The organism is Acidovorax sp. SRB_14 (genome assembly GCF_012932145.1).
In the GTDB taxonomy this organism is placed as follows: Bacteria; Pseudomonadota; Gammaproteobacteria; order Burkholderiales; family Burkholderiaceae_C; genus Simplicispira.
Map to the genome: position 1 here is coordinate 24683 of NZ_MWOK01000015.1, position 17220 is coordinate 41902.

12 protein-coding genes are annotated in these 17220 nt (G+C 71.6%); 7 read left to right on the forward strand and 5 right to left on the reverse strand.

Annotation, left to right across the window (positions count from 1 at the left end; genetic code table 11):
• The 5 genes from B2J86_RS12465 (at window position 1) to B2J86_RS12485 (ending at window position 11836) form a co-directional block, all read left to right on the forward strand.
• Entirely contained in the window at window positions 1–1245 is a 1245-nt protein-coding gene (locus B2J86_RS12465) for a VWA domain-containing protein (protein ID WP_173025757.1), read from the forward strand.
• 22 nt (window positions 1246–1267) lie between these two features.
• Complete coding sequence (locus B2J86_RS12470) at window positions 1268–1891, forward strand: CoxG family protein (RefSeq protein WP_173025758.1); 624 nt, start codon at window positions 1268–1270, stop codon at window positions 1889–1891.
• 23 nt (window positions 1892–1914) lie between these two features.
• Window positions 1915–3021: an XdhC family protein gene (locus tag B2J86_RS12475; protein ID WP_173025759.1), complete on the forward strand. Its 1107-nt coding sequence runs from the start codon at window positions 1915–1917 to the stop codon at window positions 3019–3021.
• Between the two features lie 261 nt (window positions 3022–3282).
• Window positions 3283–3489 (forward strand): hypothetical protein, encoded by a 207-nt coding sequence (locus B2J86_RS12480; RefSeq protein WP_169168207.1) that lies wholly within the window; start codon window positions 3283–3285, stop codon window positions 3487–3489.
• 226 nt (window positions 3490–3715) lie between these two features.
• Complete coding sequence (locus B2J86_RS12485; RefSeq protein WP_173025760.1) at window positions 3716–11836, forward strand: GH36-type glycosyl hydrolase domain-containing protein; 8121 nt, start codon at window positions 3716–3718, stop codon at window positions 11834–11836.
• Between the two features lie 14 nt (window positions 11837–11850).
• Here B2J86_RS12485 and B2J86_RS12490 read toward each other — a convergent pair whose 3' ends face one another.
• Window positions 11851–12219, reverse strand: a complete 369-nt coding sequence (locus tag B2J86_RS12490; RefSeq protein ID WP_169168209.1) for a hypothetical protein — start codon at window positions 12217–12219, stop codon at window positions 11851–11853.
• A gap of 107 nt (window positions 12220–12326) precedes the next feature.
• Between B2J86_RS12490 and B2J86_RS12495 the strand changes: the two genes are divergently transcribed.
• The gene (locus tag B2J86_RS12495; protein ID WP_173025761.1) at window positions 12327–12965 is read left to right on the forward strand and encodes an ATP-binding cassette domain-containing protein; all 639 of its coding nucleotides are present in this window, start codon (window positions 12327–12329) and stop codon (window positions 12963–12965) included.
• Window positions 12966–12980: 15 nt separating this feature from the next.
• Here B2J86_RS12495 and B2J86_RS12500 read toward each other — a convergent pair whose 3' ends face one another.
• The 4 genes from B2J86_RS12500 to B2J86_RS12515 are packed head-to-tail and all read right to left on the reverse strand — an operon-like array spanning window position 12981 to window position 15650.
• Window positions 12981–13796, reverse strand: coding sequence for a LytTR family DNA-binding domain-containing protein (locus B2J86_RS12500; RefSeq protein WP_169634064.1), 816 nt, complete (start codon window positions 13794–13796; stop codon window positions 12981–12983).
• 4 nt (window positions 13797–13800) lie between these two features.
• Window positions 13801–14856: a sensor histidine kinase gene (locus B2J86_RS12505; RefSeq protein ID WP_173025762.1), complete on the reverse strand. Its 1056-nt coding sequence runs from the start codon at window positions 14854–14856 to the stop codon at window positions 13801–13803.
• 44 nt (window positions 14857–14900) lie between these two features.
• Complete coding sequence (locus B2J86_RS12510; protein WP_169168213.1) at window positions 14901–15197, reverse strand: 2TM domain-containing protein; 297 nt, start codon at window positions 15195–15197, stop codon at window positions 14901–14903.
• 42 nt (window positions 15198–15239) lie between these two features.
• A complete protein-coding gene (locus B2J86_RS12515) occupies window positions 15240–15650 on the reverse strand; it encodes a DUF2306 domain-containing protein (protein ID WP_169168214.1) in 411 nt (136 codons plus the stop codon).
• Between the two features lie 264 nt (window positions 15651–15914).
• Here B2J86_RS12515 and B2J86_RS12520 point away from each other — a divergent pair, with 264 nt between their 5' ends.
• Entirely contained in the window at window positions 15915–17219 is a 1305-nt protein-coding gene (locus B2J86_RS12520) for an efflux RND transporter periplasmic adaptor subunit (RefSeq protein WP_173025763.1), read from the forward strand.
• Window position 17220: the final 1 nt, after the last annotated feature.

Below are 17220 nucleotides of genomic sequence, written 5' to 3' on the forward strand. Positions count from 1 at the left end.
ATGCCGGCCGCCGCGCACTTGCCGTTGAACGTGCCGGGCGGGGTCAGCCCACTGGGCGACGCACGGCGCGGCAAGTTCGCCGACAACCTCGCCGGGTTTGCGCGCGCGCTGCGCCGCGCCGGCGTGCCCGCGGACGCCACGCGAATCGCGCTGGCGCAGGAAGCCGCGATGCTGGTGGGACTGGCGCGTGCCGATTTCGGTGCCGCACTCGAGGCCGTGCTGGTGGGGCGCGAGCAGGACCGGCTGGTGTTCCGCGAGCTGTTCGACAGCTACTTTCGCAACCCCAATGTGGCGCAAAAGCTGCTTGCGCAGATGCTGCCCAGTGCCGAGAGCCGGGCCGAGCCCGCCAAGCGCCGCCCGCGCGTGGCCGAAGCGCTGGCACCGGTGCGCGCAGCGCGTGCTGCAGCAGCGCGCGAAGACGACAAGGTCGATTTCGACGCCGCCATGACGGCCAGCGAACGCGAACGCCTCAAGGCAGCCGACTTCAACCAGCTCTCGGCCAGCGAATACCTGCTGGTGCAGCGCCTGGCGCAGCGCGTGCCCCTGCCGCTGCCGCGCTACGCCGCGCGCCGCACCCAGCGCGGCCCCCGCGGCGCCCGCGCCGACTGGCCACTGGCGATGCAACGTGCTGCGCGCACCGGCGGTGAACTCGTGCAGCTGCCGCGCCTGGCGCGCCAGAGCCAGCCGCTGCCGCTTCTGGTGCTGCTCGACGTGTCGGGTTCGATGGAGCGCTACACCCGCCTGTTGCTGGCCTTCTTGCACGCCGCCACTGCGCCGGGCTCGGGCGCCGGGCGGCGCGACGTGTTTGCCTTTGGCACCCTGCTGACCGACCTCACGCCGGCGTTTGACCATGCCGACCCTGACACCATGCTCGCGCTGGCCAGCCGGTCCATCCCCGACTTTGCCGGCGGCACGCGGCTGGCGGCCGCGCTCGCGCAGCTGCGCCAGCGCCATGCGCGGCGCCTGGTCGGCCGGCGCACGCTGGTGCTGCTGGTCAGCGACGGGCTGGACACGGGCGAGCCGCAGGCGCTGGCGCAGGAGCTGGCCTGGCTGCGGCGCCACTGCGCGCGCCTGGTGTGGCTCAACCCATTGCTGCGCTTTGGCGGCTATGAACCCCGTGCACGCGGCGCTGCCGAGCTGCACCGCGCGGCCGACGCCATGCTCGCGGTGCACAACCTGCAAAACCTGCAGCAGCTGGCGGCCAGCCTGGCGCAGGTGCTGCATGCGCCGGCGCGGGCACGGTAGAACCCCCCAAAAAGGAAGCCCCATGGAAATGCAAGCCAGCCGCACCCTTCCCGTGAGCCAGCAGCAGGCCTGGGATGCGCTCAACGACCCCGGAGTGCTCAAGGCCTGCATTCCCGGCTGCGACAGGCTCGATACCAGCGGCGAGGGCCAGTACGCCATGGGCATGGCGCTCAAGATCGGCCCGGTCTCGGCCAAGTTCGCCGGCAAGATCACGCTCAGCGACATCGTGCCGCCGCAGAGCTACTGCCTGTCCTTCGATGGCCAGGGTGGTGTGGCGGGTTTCGGCAAGGGCCAGGCCCAGGTGCGGCTGGCGCCGGTGCCCCCCGATGCCCTGGGCCAGGAGTGCTGCGAACTGCACTACAGCGTGCACGCCACCGTGGGCGGCAAGATCGCGCAGTTGGGCCAGCGCCTGATCGACGGCGCGGCCAAGGGTCTGGCGGAAGATTTCTTTCAGCGCTTTGGCGCTGAAATGCAGCGCCGCCACCCGCGCGCCGTGCCCACACCGCAGGGCGGTGCCGAGGCCCAGCCGTCCGGCGCACCGCTGCCGCAAACGCACGCTACCAGGACTGCTACTGGCATTCCGGCCTGGGCTTGGCTGGCCGTGCTGATCGTCCTGGTGCTGGCCGCCCTTGTGTGGATGGCCTGAACCGGTTCAAAGGAGGCTTGGGCATGGAAAACCTCGATGCCATGGTGCTGCGCACGCTGCAGGGCTGGCGCGCTGCCGGCCAGCGTGCGCTGCTGGCCACGGTGGTGCGCACCTGGGGCTCTTCGCCGCGGCCCGAGGGCTCGATCATGGCGCTGTGCGAGACCGGTGCCGTGGTGGGCTCGGTGTCGGGCGGCTGCATTGAAGACGACCTGGTCGACCGCTACACCCGCGCCTATGCAGGCTCCGGGCAGGCAGAGGGCGGCGCTGGGCACGTCCTGCCCAGCGGCCCGCCGGCGTTTGCCAAGTACGGCGTCACCGCCGACGAAGCGCACCGCTTTGGCCTGCCCTGTGGCGGCACGCTGGAGCTGCTGCTCGAATTTGACCCCGACCCTGCCAGTCTGGCCGAGCTGGTGAGCGCGCTCGACGCCGGCCAGATGGTGCGGCGCAGCGTTCGCCTGGCCGACGGCGCCGCCATCCTGGCGCGTGCCGAGGCGCCAGCTGCGCTCGAAATGGATGCGGCGCAGGTCGCCAACACCTTTGGGCCCGGGTACCGCATGCTGATCATCGGCGCGGGCCAGATGTCGGAGTACCTGGCCACGATGGCGCTGTTTTGCGGCTTTGCCGTGACCGTGTGCGATCCGCGCGCGGAATACCGCGGTGCCTGGAGCGTGCCGGGCGCGCAGGTGCTCAGCGACATGCCAGACGATGTGGTTACCGCTTTCCAACCCGACCAGCGCAGCTGCGTGGTGGCGCTCACGCACGACCCCAAGCTCGACGACCTGGCGCTGCTCGAAGCGCTGGGCAGCGAGGCGTTCTACGTGGGCGGCATTGGCTCGCGGCGCAACAACGCCGCGCGGCGCGAGCGCCTGATCGCGCATTTCGGCCAGACCGAGCAGAGCCTGGCGCGCCTGCGCGGCCCCATCGGCATCTACATCGGCAGCAAGACGCCGCCCGAGATCGCGGTCAGCGTCATGGCCGAGGTGCTGGCCGTGAAGAACGGCGTGGCCCTGCCGCGCGACATGGCGGTGGCACAGGCCAAGAGCGAACGCGAGGGGGCGCACGCCGCATCCGCTGCGTCGGGGTGGGGCGTCGGCGCACCCGTCGGTACACCGGGGGATGTGCCGCACTGAAGACCCCGTCGGCGCATCGGGATCCGCGCTTCAGACTGCGCACAGCTTCGCCCTGCATCGGGGTGTTTGGCCGGCGCACCCGTGCACAGCAGCCGTCGGCACCGTTGTACGCACCGTTTTGGGGGGTGGGGGCTGTCGATCCGTCTCTCTACGGGTTGGCGCCTTGTCCGACAGACGCACCGCCCGCGGCCTTCTAGCATCTCTACTCATGGGCACAGGTGGTGTTGCTGTTTCGTTGTCCTGTTCCCCCGAGGAGCTACCATGTCAGCCAAATCCCTTCCCCCATTTTCGGGCTTGGGCCGCACCCAGTTGGCCGAGCATTTGCGCCAGTGCGCGCAGTGCAGCGGTTTCTCGCACCGCGTCGCATGCGCAGCTGAATCCGTCCACCACTTTTTGGCGCAGCGCTTCGTGACCACGCTGACCGTGGTCACCGTGCTGGCGCTGGCCAGTGCGTGGTGCCTGTTCTGATCCGTTCCAGTCAGTGAAACCGCCACCCCTGTCCCGGCAACTTCCCTCTGCCGGAACACAGGCTCTGGCCTTGTTGGATCCGGCCCGGGGGGCGGTGGAGGCGCCCATACGCGCCGAAATCTTTGGCGCAGCCCGTTTCGCGCAGCATGGCCACAGCCTGGCCTTGGCCCACCAGGCCCGTGTGAGGGCCCGCGCGGCCCCGTTCTTTCCCCGGATGCGCGAAAACATGCGTGTCCTGCACGAAGCGCACGACTTCATCGCCCAGCAGGCTGCCACCGGCCACCACGTGAATCCGGCGGGCGAATGGCTGCTGGACAACTTCTACGTGGTCATGGCGCAGACGAAGGAAATCCACGAAGGCCTGCCACAGCGCTACTTTCGGGACCTGCCGGTGCTGGTCGAGGCGCACCTGGCAGGCCTGCCGCGGATCTATGGCGTTGCCTGGGCGTTCGCGGCGCACACCGACAGCGCCTTTGACGAGGACCTGCTGGTGCATTTCCTGAAGGCTTACCAGGAAACGCGCGAACTGACGCTGGGGGAGCTGTGGGCCTTGCCGACGTCCTTGCGCGTGGTGCTGGTCGAGAACCTGCGCCGCCTCGCCGAGCGCGTCGCCGCTGCCAAGGCCGCCCGCGCATGCGCCAACGCCTGGTGCGATACGCTGCAGGGCAGCGATGGCAGCCAGGCTGCGGCCAGCCTGCAGCCGGTGATCGACAGCCTCCGCGAGCGCGGCGTGGACCGCCTTTTCGTGCTGCAGGCCATGCAGCGCCTGGCCCTCGATGCGGGTGGGCAGGACCCGCGCAAGAACGGTGTTTCGGCCGAAGTGGCAGCGCAGGTGCGCGACGCGCTGGCCCAGGCATTGCCCGAGCCTGCCAATGCCCAGGTCCAGCTGCATGCGGAGCAGGCCGCCGACAACCTGAGCGTGCGCAACGCCATCACTTCGCTGCGCCTGCTGAGCAATACCGACTGGCGCAGCGTGGTTGCGCGCACCAGCGTGCTTTTGCGGCAACTGCAGCGCTCACCGACCTTTTGCGCCGAGCGCGACGACACCCAGGATACGAGCCTGCACGCCATTGAACGCTTGGCAAGGCGCAGCGGGCACAGTGAGCTGGAGGTGGCCCAAACGCTGCTGGCCCTGATGAAGCCTCACGCGCTTCCGGACGCGATGCCTCGGGGCGAGCCCAGCGATGCACCCACCGAGGCGCCGGGCTACTGGCTGCGGGGACCGGGCCTGCCCGCACTGCGGCGCGCGCTGGGCCTGGACTCTGCGTTGCAGGCCCAGTGGCTGACCCGGATGCGGCGCGCGATCGTGCCGGCGTATCTAGGCGTTGCGGCAGCCGGCAGCGTGGGGCTTGCGGTGTGGTGCGTCGGGCATTCGGCACGGCCAGCGGCCGGCGCTGGCTGGCTGGCGCTGCTGGCATTGCTGGCCCTGTTTCCCGCCAGCGAGACCGTGATTGCGGTGCTCCACCGGCTGATCAGCGAGTCGCTGCCGCCGCGCCACTTGCCGCGCCTGGCGCTGGCCCAGGGCGTGCCGCCACAGCACCGGGTCTTGGTGGTCGTTCCCGCGATGCTGACCCATGCCAGCGGCATCGCGGCGCTGGCGCGCCAGCTGGAACTGCATTACCTGGCCAACTGCGAGCCCCATGCCCAGTTTGCGCTGTTGAGCGACTACGCCGATGCCGATGCTGCGGCCCTGCCGTCGGACGGCGCGCTGCTGCAGTTGGCCATCGACGCCGTCGACGCGCTGGAGCAGCGTTACGCCGACACCGATGCCGAAGGCCAGGTCGCGCAGCGGCGTTTCTTGCTGCTGCACCGGGAGCGCCAGTGGTCCGAGACCGAACAGCGCTGGATCGGCTGGGAGCGCAAGCGCGGCAAGCTCGAGCAGCTCATCGGCCTGCTGGCCACGCAGGGGCACTCGCCCTTTGTGGACCTCGGGGCCCGTTCCCGCCCGGTGGCCGGCACGCCCTACGTGGTCACGCTCGACAGCGACACCGGCCTGCCGCCCGGGACATTGCGCGCGCTCGTCGGCGTGGCGGCGCACCCGCTCAACCGCCCGCGCGTCGATGTGGCGCGCCGCCGCGTGGCGTCCGGATACGGCATCCTGCAGCCGCGCCTCACCACGCCGCTGCCCAACGCCCATACCGCCACGCCATTCCATTGGCTGTTTGCCGGGCAGTGTGGCGTGGACCCGTACAGCGCGGCCACGTCCGAGGTCTACCAGGACCTGTTCGCCGAAGGCAGCTTCTCCGGCAAGGGCTTGCTGCACGTTGGCGCCATGCAGGCCGTGCTGTCGGCGCGCCTGCCGCCCGAGCAGATTCTCAGCCACGACCTGCTGGAGGGTTCGCTGGCGCGCTGCGCTGGCGTGAGCGACATCACGCTGATGGAAGACGCGCCGCTGCACGCCGATGTGGCCGCGTCGCGCGTGCACCGCTGGACGCGCGGGGACTGGCAGCTGTGGCCGGTGCTGGCGCAGCGGCGCCGCTTTGACCTGCTCGCCATCCACCGCTGGAAAATGGTGGACAACCTGCGCCGCTCGCTGATGGCGCCGATGTCCGGGACACTGGTGCTGGCGTGCTTGGCCACTGGGGCGGTTTCCCCGTGGCGCGCACTGGCCCTGGTGGCCGCAGCCTATGGCGCTGGGCCCATGCTGGGGGCCATCGCTGGACTGGCGCCGGGGCGCGACGACCTGGCCCTGGGGCATTTCTATCGCCAGGCCCTGGCCGACGTGGCCCGGGCGCTCGGAAGCACGGTGTGGGGCCTGGCCGTGCTGCTGCAGCAGGGCATGCAGCAGGCGCACGCCATCGGCACGGCATGGTGGCGCATGGCGGTCAGCCGGCGCGGTCTGCTGCAATGGACCACGGCCGCCAGCGCGCAGGCCACGGCCCAGGGGGAGCTGGCGCAGCTGGCCCTGCGCCATGCGCCGGTCACGCTGGCCGCTGCGGCACTGGGCGCGTTGCTGTGGGCGCTGGCGGCGCCCCATCTGTGGCTGGCGCTGGGCCTGTGCGCTGTGTGGGCGGCGGCGCCGCTGTGGATCTGGGGCGCCAGCCGGCCCTGGCAGGCAGGGCGCACGCCGGCGCCCAGCACGGCGGACCGCGAGTACCTGCTGGGTGTGGCACGCGACACCTGGACATTCTTTGTGCGCCACGTCGGGCCGCAGACCCACCACCTGCCGCCCGACAACGTGCAAACGGTGCCGCGCGTCATGGTGGCGCAGCGCACTTCGCCGACCAACATCGGCATGTACCTGCTGTCGGTAGCCTGCGCGCGCCGCTTTGGCTGGATCGGCACCGAGGAACTGCTCGAGCGCTGCGAGCGCACGCTGGCCACGCTGGCGCTGCTGGCGCGCCACCGCGGGCATTTCCTCAACTGGTATGGCACGCACACGCTCGAGCCCCTGGACCCGCGCTATGTGTCCACCGTGGACAGCGGCAACTTCTGCGGCCATCTGCTGGCGCTGGCCGGGGCCTGCACCGAGATGGCCAGCGCTGCAGCGCCCGCCTGCGAGGGCATTCACCGGCAGCGCCTGCAGCAGCTGGCCTCGCGCTGCCATGGCCTGGCCATGGCAGCGCAGTTCGGTTTTCTCTACGACCCGCGCCGGCGCCTGTTCCACATCGGCTACCGCGTGGCCGATGAGCAGCTCGACGAGAGTTTCTATGACCTGCTGGCGTCGGAGTCGCGCTTGGCGAGCCTGTGGGCCATTGCCAAAGGCGATGTGCCGGCCAGCCACTGGAGTGCGCTGGGGCGGCCGTTCTATGCCGTGGGCTGGGGGGCGGGTTTGCGTTCGTGGTCGGGCTCGATGTTCGAGTACCTCATGCCCGCCCTGGTGATCGACGAACCCGCGGGCAGCGTACTGGAGACCGCGGCGCGCTCGGCGGTGCGCGAGCAGCGTGCGTTCGCACAGGTGCACGGCATGCCCTGGGGCATTTCCGAGTCGGCCTATGCCGCCAGCGACCACACCTTGGCCTACCAGTACGCGCCGCAGGGCGTGCCGCGCCTGGCGCTGCGGCGCACGCCGGCCGACGAACGGGTGGTGGCGCCGTATGCGAGCGCACTCGCCGCGATGTACGAGCCCGGCGCCGCGGTGGCCAATCTGCGCCGGCTCGAACGCCTGCACGCACGCAGTGAAATGGGTTTCATGGATGCGCTGGACTTCACGGCCGAGCGCCAACTCGACGGCAGTGCCGTCACCCGCGTGCAGACCTACATGGCCCACCACCAGGGCATGGTCCTCGTGGCCTTGGCCAATGTGCTCCTGGACGCTGCGCCCCGGCGCTGGGCCATGGGCGAGGCGCGGCTGTGCGCCGTCGGGGCACTGCTGCAAGAGCGCGTGCCGCGCGAAGTCTCGCGCTTGCAGGACCCCGAGCCCCTGCCGCGTGCGCTCCTGCGCAGCGAATCCGGCCCCAGCGCCACGCGCGACGTGGTGCCCGGTGACGGGGCGCTGCAGCCGACGCTGTTGCTGTCCAACGGCCGTTACAGCGTGTCGCTGCGCGCCAATGGCGCGGGCTGGAGCCGCTGGAATGCGGCCGACGTCTCGCGCTGGCGTGACGACGCGCTGCGCGACGCCCACGGCAGCTTCCTCTATCTGCGCCGGCACGGGACCGACGCCCCGGGCGCGCCCGTGTCGCTGAGCCAGCACCCGGCGCCCGATCCGCACGCCCACTACCACGCCTCGTTCCACAGCGATCAACTGCGCCTGCATGCCCAGTGGCCCGATCTGCGCAGCTGCTGCACGGTGTGGGTGAGCCCCGAGGACGACATCGAACTGCGCCGCGTCGAGCTCTGGAACCCTACCGCGCAGGCCATCACGCTGGAGGTGCTGTCGATGTTCGAGGTCTCCCTGCTCGGGGCCCGTGCCGACGAAGCCCACCCGGCGTTTGCCAACCTGTTCGTGCAGGCCGACTGGGATGCCGAAGACCTGGCTTTGTACCTGGCGCGCAAGCCCCATGTCGAGCATCAGGAGCCCATGCACGCGGTGCATTTCATGGCCCATTGCGACCATCCGCTGGCGCATGTGCAGGTGCAGACCGATCGCGCCCGCTGGCTCGGCCGCAACCGCGACGCCGGCCACCCTCTGGCGCAGGGAGCGGCGCGCGGGACGGGCACGGCCGTCACCGGCCTGGACCCCATCGCCGCGCTGTCGGTGCAGATCACAGTGGCGGCCCACTCCAGCGCGCGCCTCACCTGGGCCACGGCAGCCGCGGCCAGCCGCGAAGCGCTGGAGACACTGGTGGACCGCTACCGCCAGCCGGCCGCCATCGAGCGCTCGGCACTGATGTCGGCCATGTTTGCCAGCGTGCGACTGCGGGAAATGGCCCTTTCGGCCGACGACCGTGGCGCCATCCAGACCCTGTCGAGCGCACTCGCCCTGCTGCACGCGCGGCCACCGATGTATGGCGCGGGCAGCGCGGCGCCGCGCTGCGACCGGCGCACGCTGTGGCGCCATGGCATCTCGGGCGACCGCCCGTGCATCGTGGTCGACATCAGCGCCACGCATGGCCTGCGCCTGGTGCGCTCCCTGGTGCAGGCGCTGCGGCTGTGGTCATGGGGTGGACTGGCGTGCGACCTCATCCTCGTCAATGCCGAACCCTGGTCCTACCTGATGCCCTTGCAACGGGAGCTGCAGGCGCTGCGCGAGCGCTACGCGATCGGCTCCACCGCGCCCGAGCGCGCTTGCGGCCTGCATGTGCTGCATGCGAGCGACGTCACCCCGGACGACCAGGCCACGTTCACGGCGCTGGCGCGGCTGCGCCTGAATGCGGACGGGCGCTCGCTCGCCCACCACGTGCGCGAGCTGGTCGAATGGCACGACGCGGCGCTGGACGCGCGCATGGAGCAGTCTGTGGCTCTTCCCGCGGTCGCCCTGGGCACCCTGTCCGGCGGCGCGCCGACCGGGCGGTTTGACCGCGCGAGCGGCAACTACTGCTTTGACGTGTCGCCCGTGCGCCGCCCCGCGCGCCCGTGGATCAATGTGCTCGCCAACCCGGGTTTTGGCGCCCAGGTGTCCGAGGCGGGCGCAGGCTACAGCTGGGCCGGCAACAGCCGGCTGCACCAGCTCACCGTCTGGAGCAACGACCCCGTGACCGACCCCGGGGGCGAGTGCTTCTGGCTGCAGGACCTGCGCAGCCGCGAGGTCTGGAACGTCGGCGCCGGCGCGGGCAGCGCCGACACCGTCTATGCGGTCGAGCACGGCCAGGGCATCACCACGCTGCGCCACCAGCGCGGCGACGTGGAGGTGCTCGCCAGCTGGTGCGTGGACGCCCACCGCCCGCTCAAGCAGGTGCGCATCGCGGTGCGCAACCGCGGTGCGCGCCCTGTGCAGCTTCGCGCCATCGGCATGCTCGAGTGGGTGATGGGCGCGCAGCGGCTGGACCGGCAGTCGGTGCACACGGCACGCGCAGCGCTGCCGGCCACGCGTGCGGGCGACGCCGCCGCCGATGTCCTGCTGGCCACGCAAAGCGACGGCCACGCAGGGTTTGGCGGCTGCACTGCGTTTTTTGCGCTGCAGCGCGTGGGTTCGGCCGATGCACGGCTGGTGGACTGGACGTGTGACCGGCGCGAACTGTTCGACAGCCGCGGCCAGCGCGTCGTGCCCGACCACTTCGGCGCGCGCGCGGGCACCGGGCTGGACCCGTGCGCAGCCGCGTCCACCACGTTGCAGCTGCCCCGGGGCGCGCAGGGCGAGTGCGTGTTCGTGCTCGGCCATGGCGACACGCGCGAGGCCGCCCTGGCACTGGCGCGCGAGGCCCTGGCGCACACGGCGGACGAGCGCGAGGCCGCCGTGAGCGCGCACTGGAGTGAACTGCTGGGGGCCGTGACGGTGCACACCCCCGACGCGCTGTTCGACGCGCTGACCAACCGCTGGCTGCTCTACCAGACCGTGGCCTGCCGCCTGTGGGCGCGCGCGGGCTTCTACCAGGCCGGCGGGGCCTTCGGCTTTCGCGACCAGCTGCAGGACACGATGGCGCTGGCAGTGGCGGCGCCGCGCATGCTGCGCGCGCAGTTGCTGCTGGCGGCGTCGCGGCAGTTCGCCGAGGGCGATGTACAGCACTGGTGGCATGCGCCGACGGGGGCTGGCGTGCGCACGCGCTGCAGCGACGACCTGCTGTGGCTGCCGCATGCGGCGCTGCGCTACGTCGCCATGACCGGCGACGCTGCGGTGCTCGACGAGACCGTGCCTTTCCTCGAGGGCGCGCCGGTGCCCGCTGCTGCGCAGGACGCCTACTTCGTGCCCGAGGTGAGCGCGCTCTCGGCCAGCCTGTACGAACACTGCGCGCGCACGCTGGACCGCAGCCTGGCGGTCGGCGCCCACGGCCTGCCGCTCATGGGCAGCGGCGACTGGAACGACGGCATGAGCCGCGTGGGCGATCAGGGGCGCGGAGAGTCGGTGTGGCTGGGCTGGTTCCTGTGCGATCTCGTGCGCGGCTTCGCGCCCGTGGCGCTGGCGCGCAACGAGCCCGAGCGCGCGCGGCGCTGGCAGGCCGCCGCGCGCGGCTGGCAGGCCGCGTTGCAAGGCAGGGCCTGGGATGGCGAGTGGTTCCAACGCGCGTTTTTTGACGATGGCACGCCACTGGGCACGCACCGCGCGCACGAGTGCCGCATCGACCTTATCGCCCAGGCCTGGGGCGTCCTGTCGGGGGCCGCCACGCCGGAGCAGCAGCAGACCGCGATGGCGTCGGCGGCGCGCTGGCTGGTGGACGAGGCGCATGGCCTCAACCGCCTGCTCGACCCGCCGCTGCAGCACGCCACACCGTACGCCGGCTACATCCAGGCCTATCCCCCCGGGGTGCGCGAAAACGGGGGCCAGTACTCGCACGCCGGCGTCTGGAAGCTGATGGCCCAGGCGCAGCTCGGCGATGCCGACGGGGCCTACCGCACCTTCACGCAGCTGAGCCCGGCACACCGTTCGGCCGATCCGGGCCAGGGGCCGGTCTATGGCATCGAGCCGTATGTGATGGCGGCCGATGTCTACACCCATGCCCCCTATGTGGGGCGCGGCGGCTGGAGCTGGTACACGGGCTCGGCCGCGTGGATGCACCGTGCGGCGGTCGAGTCGATCTGCGGCCTGCGCGTGCGTCCCGGCCAGGTGGGCTTCGTGCCCCGCCTGCCTTCGCATTGGCCCAGCGTCGCCGTGACCCTGCGGCGCGACGGGCGCGTGCACGAATTCATTGTGTGCGCCGCCAGCGCGACGGCCGAACTTGAGCGCGCGCGCGCGCGCGGTGCCTTCCCCCTGGCCGAAGGCGCGTGGCTGTCGCTGGCCGACACCGGGGGCGACAGCCTGCATGTGGTGGTGGCGCGGGCACCCCTGCCGTCGCCCAGCGCCGCGGCCGTGGCGCCGCTGCCCGCGGCGTGAGCGGTGGACCGCGGCTAGTCCAGGCCGAACCGCTGGCGCAAGGTCTCGCCAAACACCTTCCTGCCGCACAGCGAGAGCGTGAGCGTGTAGCGTGGCGCGCCGGGAGCGCCGCAGTGCGCCGTGATCTGGCGCGTGGCCTCGTCGTAGCTGAGTTCCTGCGGCGTCACCACCTCCTGCACGCACTGCAGGTCGTAGTCCCAGTCCGCGCCTTCCTCGATGGGGCCGCGCTGCCCGGCAAAATCGCGGTGCGCCCAGTCCAGCACCTGGGCCACCTCGGCCAGCAGGTCGTTCAGCTGCGCGGGCAGCACCGAGGCCATGGCATCCCAGGTGCCTGTGCCTTCGCCGTCTTCGCTGTAGTCAAAATCGAGGTAGCGCAGGGTCATGGCATGCCTGAGAGGGATGGGATGGGATGGGGCGGGCAGGCATTGTCCTGCAAACCCGCGCCGGCGGGAATGGGCGTGCCCCGCCGTTCCAACACGAAGGAGATTTCATGGACAAGGCAAGCCCCGTGCTGCAGGTCGATGGCATGTGCTTTGGCTATCCGCAGCGCGCACTTTTCACGGACTGGTGCCTGAGCGTGCGCAGCGGCGCCACGCTGCTGCAGGGCGGCGACAGCAGCGGCAAGACCACGCTGCTGCGGCTGCTGGCCGGCGCGGTGGCGGCCCAGCAGGGCCACTGGGTGCTGCGGGGTGTGCGTGTGGCCCCGCAGGCGCAGGCCTACCGGCACCAGGTGTTCTGGCAAGACCCGCGCTCCGACGCCCTGCATGCGCTGAGCGCGCGCGCCTGGTGGGCCGAGCTGGCGGCGCAGCATGCCGCCTGGGACGCCGCGGCGCTGGCCGCGCATGTGCAGGGCTGGGGCCTGCAGCCGCACCTGGACAAGGCTCTGCACCAGCTGTCCGCCGGCAGCCAGCGCAAGGTGCTGATGGCCGCGGCCCTGGCCTCGGGCGCGGCGCTCACGCTGATCGATGAGCCGGTGGCGGGGCTGGACCAGCCTTCTGTGCGCTACCTGTGCCAGGCGCTCGCAGCGAGCGCGGCGCAGCCGGGCCGCGCCATCGTCGTCGCGCACTACGGCACCTTGCCCGGCGTGCCGTGGACCGAGGTGGTTGCGCTGCCCGAGCCCGCCGAATGACCCGGACAGGGGGACCTACATCGCCTTGAAGAGGTGGGCGTAGAGGCGGCTCACGGTCAGCCGCTCCGGCCGCCCCTTCAGCGCTAGCTGCAGGCGGCCGGCGGCGTCGCGCGCCACGGTGGCGATGGCGCTGGCGCGCACCAGCGTGCCGCGGTGCACCTGCCAGAACTGCTGCGGCGGCAGCTGCGCGGCCAACTCCTTGAGCGGCGTGCGGACCAGGTACTCGTGCGCGGCGGTGAGCACGCGCACGTATTTGTCGGCGGCCTCGAAGTACAGCACGTCATCGACCGGCACCATGTGGATCTGCGTGCCGTGGCCGGCGGCGATCACGGTGAGCGGCGGTGCGGGCGGTGCGGCGATGCCCGCCAGGCCGGGGGCGGCAAGCAGCTGGCGCAGCTGGGCCAGTGTTGCTTCAAAATCCATAGCTTTAGGCGCTTTGTGGGCAAGCGTTTGCTGCAGTTTTTGCACTGTTTTTTGCAGCCGTGCCGCCTGTACGGGCTTGAGCAGGTAGTCGACGGCCTGGGCTTCGAACGCCTGCACGGCGTACTGGTCGTAGGCGGTGACAAAGACCAGCGCCGGAAACGGCTGTTCCTGGGGCCAGGCATCGGCCAGTTCGGCTGCGGCGTCCAGCCCGCTCAGGCCCGGCATGCGGATGTCGAAGAACAGCACGTCGGGGCGCAGCGCCAGCGCCGTGTGCACGGCGCTCAGGCCGTCGCCCACGGTGGCGGCGATCTGCAGCGCCGGCCAGGCCCGGGCCAGTGCGTGCTGCAGCGCCGCGGCCAGCAGCGGTTCGTCTTCGGCGATCAGGGCGCGCGGCGCGGGCGTATTCATGTGCTCAGGTTTTCAAGGGAAAAGTGATGGTAGCGTTGATCCCGCCTGCGCTTTCAGCTATCAATTCAAGAGTGGCATCGGCGCCGTGCAGCGTGGCCAGGCGTTCGCGCACCTGGGCCAGGCCAAAGTGGCGGCCCGGGGCCTCTGGGAGTGCGGGGAGTGGGCCAAGGCCCGCGCCGCTGTCCTGCACCTGCAGCCGCAGCCGGGGCGGCGCGCCAGAGATCACGCTGGCGCGCACGGTGATGCGCCCGCCCTGCACCTGGGGTTCGAGCCCGTGGCGGATCGCGTTTTCGACCAGTGGCTGCAGCAGGAGCGGCGGCACCGGCACGGCGCGCAGATCGTCGGGCAGCTCCAGCGCATAGGCCAGGCGCGCGCCCATGCGCACGGCCATCAGCTCCAGGTAGTCGCGCAGGCGCTCGAATTCTTCGGCCAGCGGGTGCAGCGGCACGCGCGAAGCCGAGAGCGTGGCGCGCAGGTAGTCGATCAGGTGGTCCAGCATGTCCTGGGCACGCACGGGGTCGGTGGCGATCAGCGCGCGCAGATTGGCCAGGGTGTTGAACACCATGTGCGGCTCCAGCTGTGCTTCGAGCAGCTTGAGGCGGGCTTCGGCGGCGTCGCGCTGCACCTGGACGATTTGCGCCTGCAGGTGCTGCGACTTGCCGCGCTGGTAGAAAAAGACCGACATGCCGACACTGGCGGCCACCGTGATGAGCAGCGCGCCCGCGCCGCCGTGGCGCTGCCACAGGTCCAGCCCGCCCAGGGGCCGGCCGCTGTAGGCATTGCCCAGCGCCGTGCCCACGGCCATGCCGGTGGCGATGCCGGCCAGCACCAGGGCGCCGCCGCGCCAGCCCGCGGGCCACGGAATGGCCGCGTGCCGGCTCAGCCACAGCCGGCCCAGGTCGATGACCAGCCAGCTGGTCAGCCCGATCGACAGGGCGTACGCCAACTGCACGTCCCAGGCGCCCTGGCCCCCCAGCGCCAGCACCAGTGCGATGAGGCAGCAGAGCACCGTCGTGACCAGGCCGTGGCGCGCCAGTGCGGAAAGGTCGAAATGCGGCATGCGGAAATCGCGTCGGGTGGAAGTGCCCGCCATTGTGGGGCGGCTCAGCGCCGGTCGGTGGGGCGTGCGCTGTGCAGGCGGGTGCGCTCGCGCGCCAGCAGCCGTGCGTACAGCGTGCCGCCCGGCTGCGCCAGCCAGACCGCCGCACCGTGGACGAGCAGGCCCAGGCCCCAGCCGAGCGCGGGAAACAGCGCCCAGGCGCGCCCCTGGTGGGCCGACAGCGCTGCCAGGAACAGGTTGACCGCCACGTAGATGGAGGCATGGACGATCCAGCCCAACTGGGCGCCGGCGCGCTTGCGTGCCAGGGTCTCGATGGCATCGGGGGAAGAAGGGGTGTGCATGGCGTGTCCTCGCAAGGTGGCGGAAGGGCGGTGGAAAAGGCGTCAGGCCGGCAGCAGCAGCGGCCACAGCAGGCGGCCCAGGGTGCGCGAGGGCAGCAGCGTGAAGCCGCCGGCCACGAGGCAGGCCCCCACATAGGTCCATTGCATGGCCTGGCGGTGGCCCGCGATGTTGCGCCGTGCGAGGTGCCGGAAGGCCAGCGCCAGGCCCAGCAGTGTCAGCGGCACAAGCAGGTGGAGGGGCGTGTAGCCGGCGATGTTCGGCAGCGCGGGGTCGCGGATGAACAGGGCCGACAGTGCGGTGGCCAGCATCAGCGTGACCCAGGCATAGCCAAAGGCACGGTGCAGGCGTGGGCGCGGCGTGCGGCCGTGGCGTGCCCACAGCGCCACGGGCCCGAGGGCCGTGGCCGCCAGCGCGGCACAGAGGTGGATGGCGATGGCAGGTGTCATGGGCATGGCGGTCTTTCGGCGAGGTGACGCTGTGCACTGTGCCCAGGGGCGCCGCAGCGCGCCAGCGCCGTGCGACGAAATGCCGCCGCGGCGCCGTGGACCGCCCGGGCACGGCGCCAGTGGCGGCGCTGCGCGGCGGGCCCGCCGATGCCCCCAGGTTTACGTATCTTCGCAATGGCGTCGCAACAAAGCCGGGTTTGTCGTTCTACGATGGTGCGTTGCATGCCGGGCCGGCACGCACTGCACCCCCAGAACACGAACAGGACCGCCATGAATCCGCACGACCCCGAAGCGCCCTCCATTTCCCCCGCGCCCGCACCCGGCCACCGCCCGCCGGGTCGGCGCGCCCGCTGGCTGGGGGCGCTGCTGGCGCTGCTGGCCCTGGCGGTGTTGGGGGGCGCGGCCTGGTTCCTGGTGCAGCGCGCCAACGGCGACGCGGGGGGCGCACCCCGCGGGCCGGGCGGTGGCCGTGCGCCCACGGTGACCGTGGGCGCGGCCGTGGCCAAGGTGGCCGACATTCCGGTGCTGATCGACGCGCTGGGCACCGTGACGCCCGTGACCACGGCGACGCTGCGGCCCCAGGTGTCGGGAGTGCTCACCGAGGTGCTGTTCACCGAAGGCCAGTGGGTCAAGAAGGGCCAGCTGGTCGCGCTGATCGACCCGCGCCCCTTCGAGCAGGCGCTGCTGCAGGCCCAGGGCACGCGCCAGCGCGACGAAGCCCAGCTGGAGAACGCGCGCTTGACGCTGGCGCGCTACCGCACCCTGCTGTCGCAGGACTCGATCGCGCGCCAGGACGTGGACACCCAGGCCGCGCTGGTCAAGCAGCTCGAAGGCACGGTGACGACCGACCTGGCGCAAGAGCGCAGCGCGCGCCTGAACCTCGACTACACGCGCATCACCGCCCCGGTGGCCGGGCGCATCGGACTGCGCAGCGTGGACGCGGGCAACTACGTGGCTTCGGGCACCGCTACCGGCATTGCGACCATCACCCAGACCACGCCGATCGATGTGCAGTTTTCCGTGCCCCAGGACCGTGTGCAGGACATCCAGGCCAGCGCCGGCGCCGCCTCCCTGGCAGCCACCGCCTGGGACCGGGCGCGCACGCGCGCGCTGGCCAGCGGGCGCTTTGCCACGCTCGACAACCTCGTGGACACGGCCACCGGCACCGTCAAGGCGAAGGCGCGCTTCGAGAACGCCGACGGCGCGCTGTTTCCGAACCAGTTCGTGAACGTGCAGCTGCTGCTGCGCACGCTGTCGGCCGTGGTGGTGCCGGTGACTGCGGTGCGCACCGGCGCCAATGGCGACTTCGTCTATGTGATCAACGAAGACCGCACGGTGGCGCTGCGGCCGGTAAAGCGCGGGCAGACCGCCGGCGGCCAGATGGCCATCACCGACGGCCTCAAGGCGGGCGAGCGCGTGGTGACAGAGGGCGGGGACCGCCTCAAGGACGGCGCCACCGTGCAGCTGCCCGGGCAGGGCGGGCAGGGTGCCGGGGCGCGCGCCGCAGGGGCCGGAACAGGCACGGGTGCCGCCGCCAGCGGCCAGCGCCGCCAGCGCCCGGCGCAGAACCCCTGAG

Bases quoted from the DNA above. Each gene is read 5' to 3' on its own strand.
- B2J86_RS12465 (WP_173025757.1), top strand. From the start codon at position 1: ATGCCGGCCGCCGCGCACTTGCCGTTGAACGTGCCGGGCGGGGTCAGC.
- B2J86_RS12520 (WP_173025763.1), top strand. From the start codon at position 15,915: ATGAATCCGCACGACCCCGAAGCGCCCTCCATTTCCCCCGCGCCCGCA.
- B2J86_RS12495 (WP_173025761.1), top strand. From the start codon at position 12,327: ATGGACAAGGCAAGCCCCGTGCTGCAGGTCGATGGCATGTGCTTTGGC.
- B2J86_RS12515 (WP_169168214.1), bottom strand. From the start codon at position 15,650: ATGCCCATGACACCTGCCATCGCCATCCACCTCTGTGCCGCGCTGGCG.
- B2J86_RS12510 (WP_169168213.1), bottom strand. From the start codon at position 15,197: ATGCACACCCCTTCTTCCCCCGATGCCATCGAGACCCTGGCACGCAAG.
- B2J86_RS12480 (WP_169168207.1), top strand. From the start codon at position 3,283: ATGTCAGCCAAATCCCTTCCCCCATTTTCGGGCTTGGGCCGCACCCAG.
- B2J86_RS12500 (WP_169634064.1), bottom strand. From the start codon at position 13,796: ATGAATACGCCCGCGCCGCGCGCCCTGATCGCCGAAGACGAACCGCTG.
- B2J86_RS12485 (WP_173025760.1), top strand. From the start codon at position 3,716: ATGCGTGTCCTGCACGAAGCGCACGACTTCATCGCCCAGCAGGCTGCC.
- B2J86_RS12475 (WP_173025759.1), top strand. From the start codon at position 1,915: ATGGAAAACCTCGATGCCATGGTGCTGCGCACGCTGCAGGGCTGGCGC.
- B2J86_RS12470 (WP_173025758.1), top strand. From the start codon at position 1,268: ATGGAAATGCAAGCCAGCCGCACCCTTCCCGTGAGCCAGCAGCAGGCC.
- B2J86_RS12490 (WP_169168209.1), bottom strand. From the start codon at position 12,219: ATGACCCTGCGCTACCTCGATTTTGACTACAGCGAAGACGGCGAAGGC.
- B2J86_RS12505 (WP_173025762.1), bottom strand. From the start codon at position 14,856: ATGCCGCATTTCGACCTTTCCGCACTGGCGCGCCACGGCCTGGTCACG.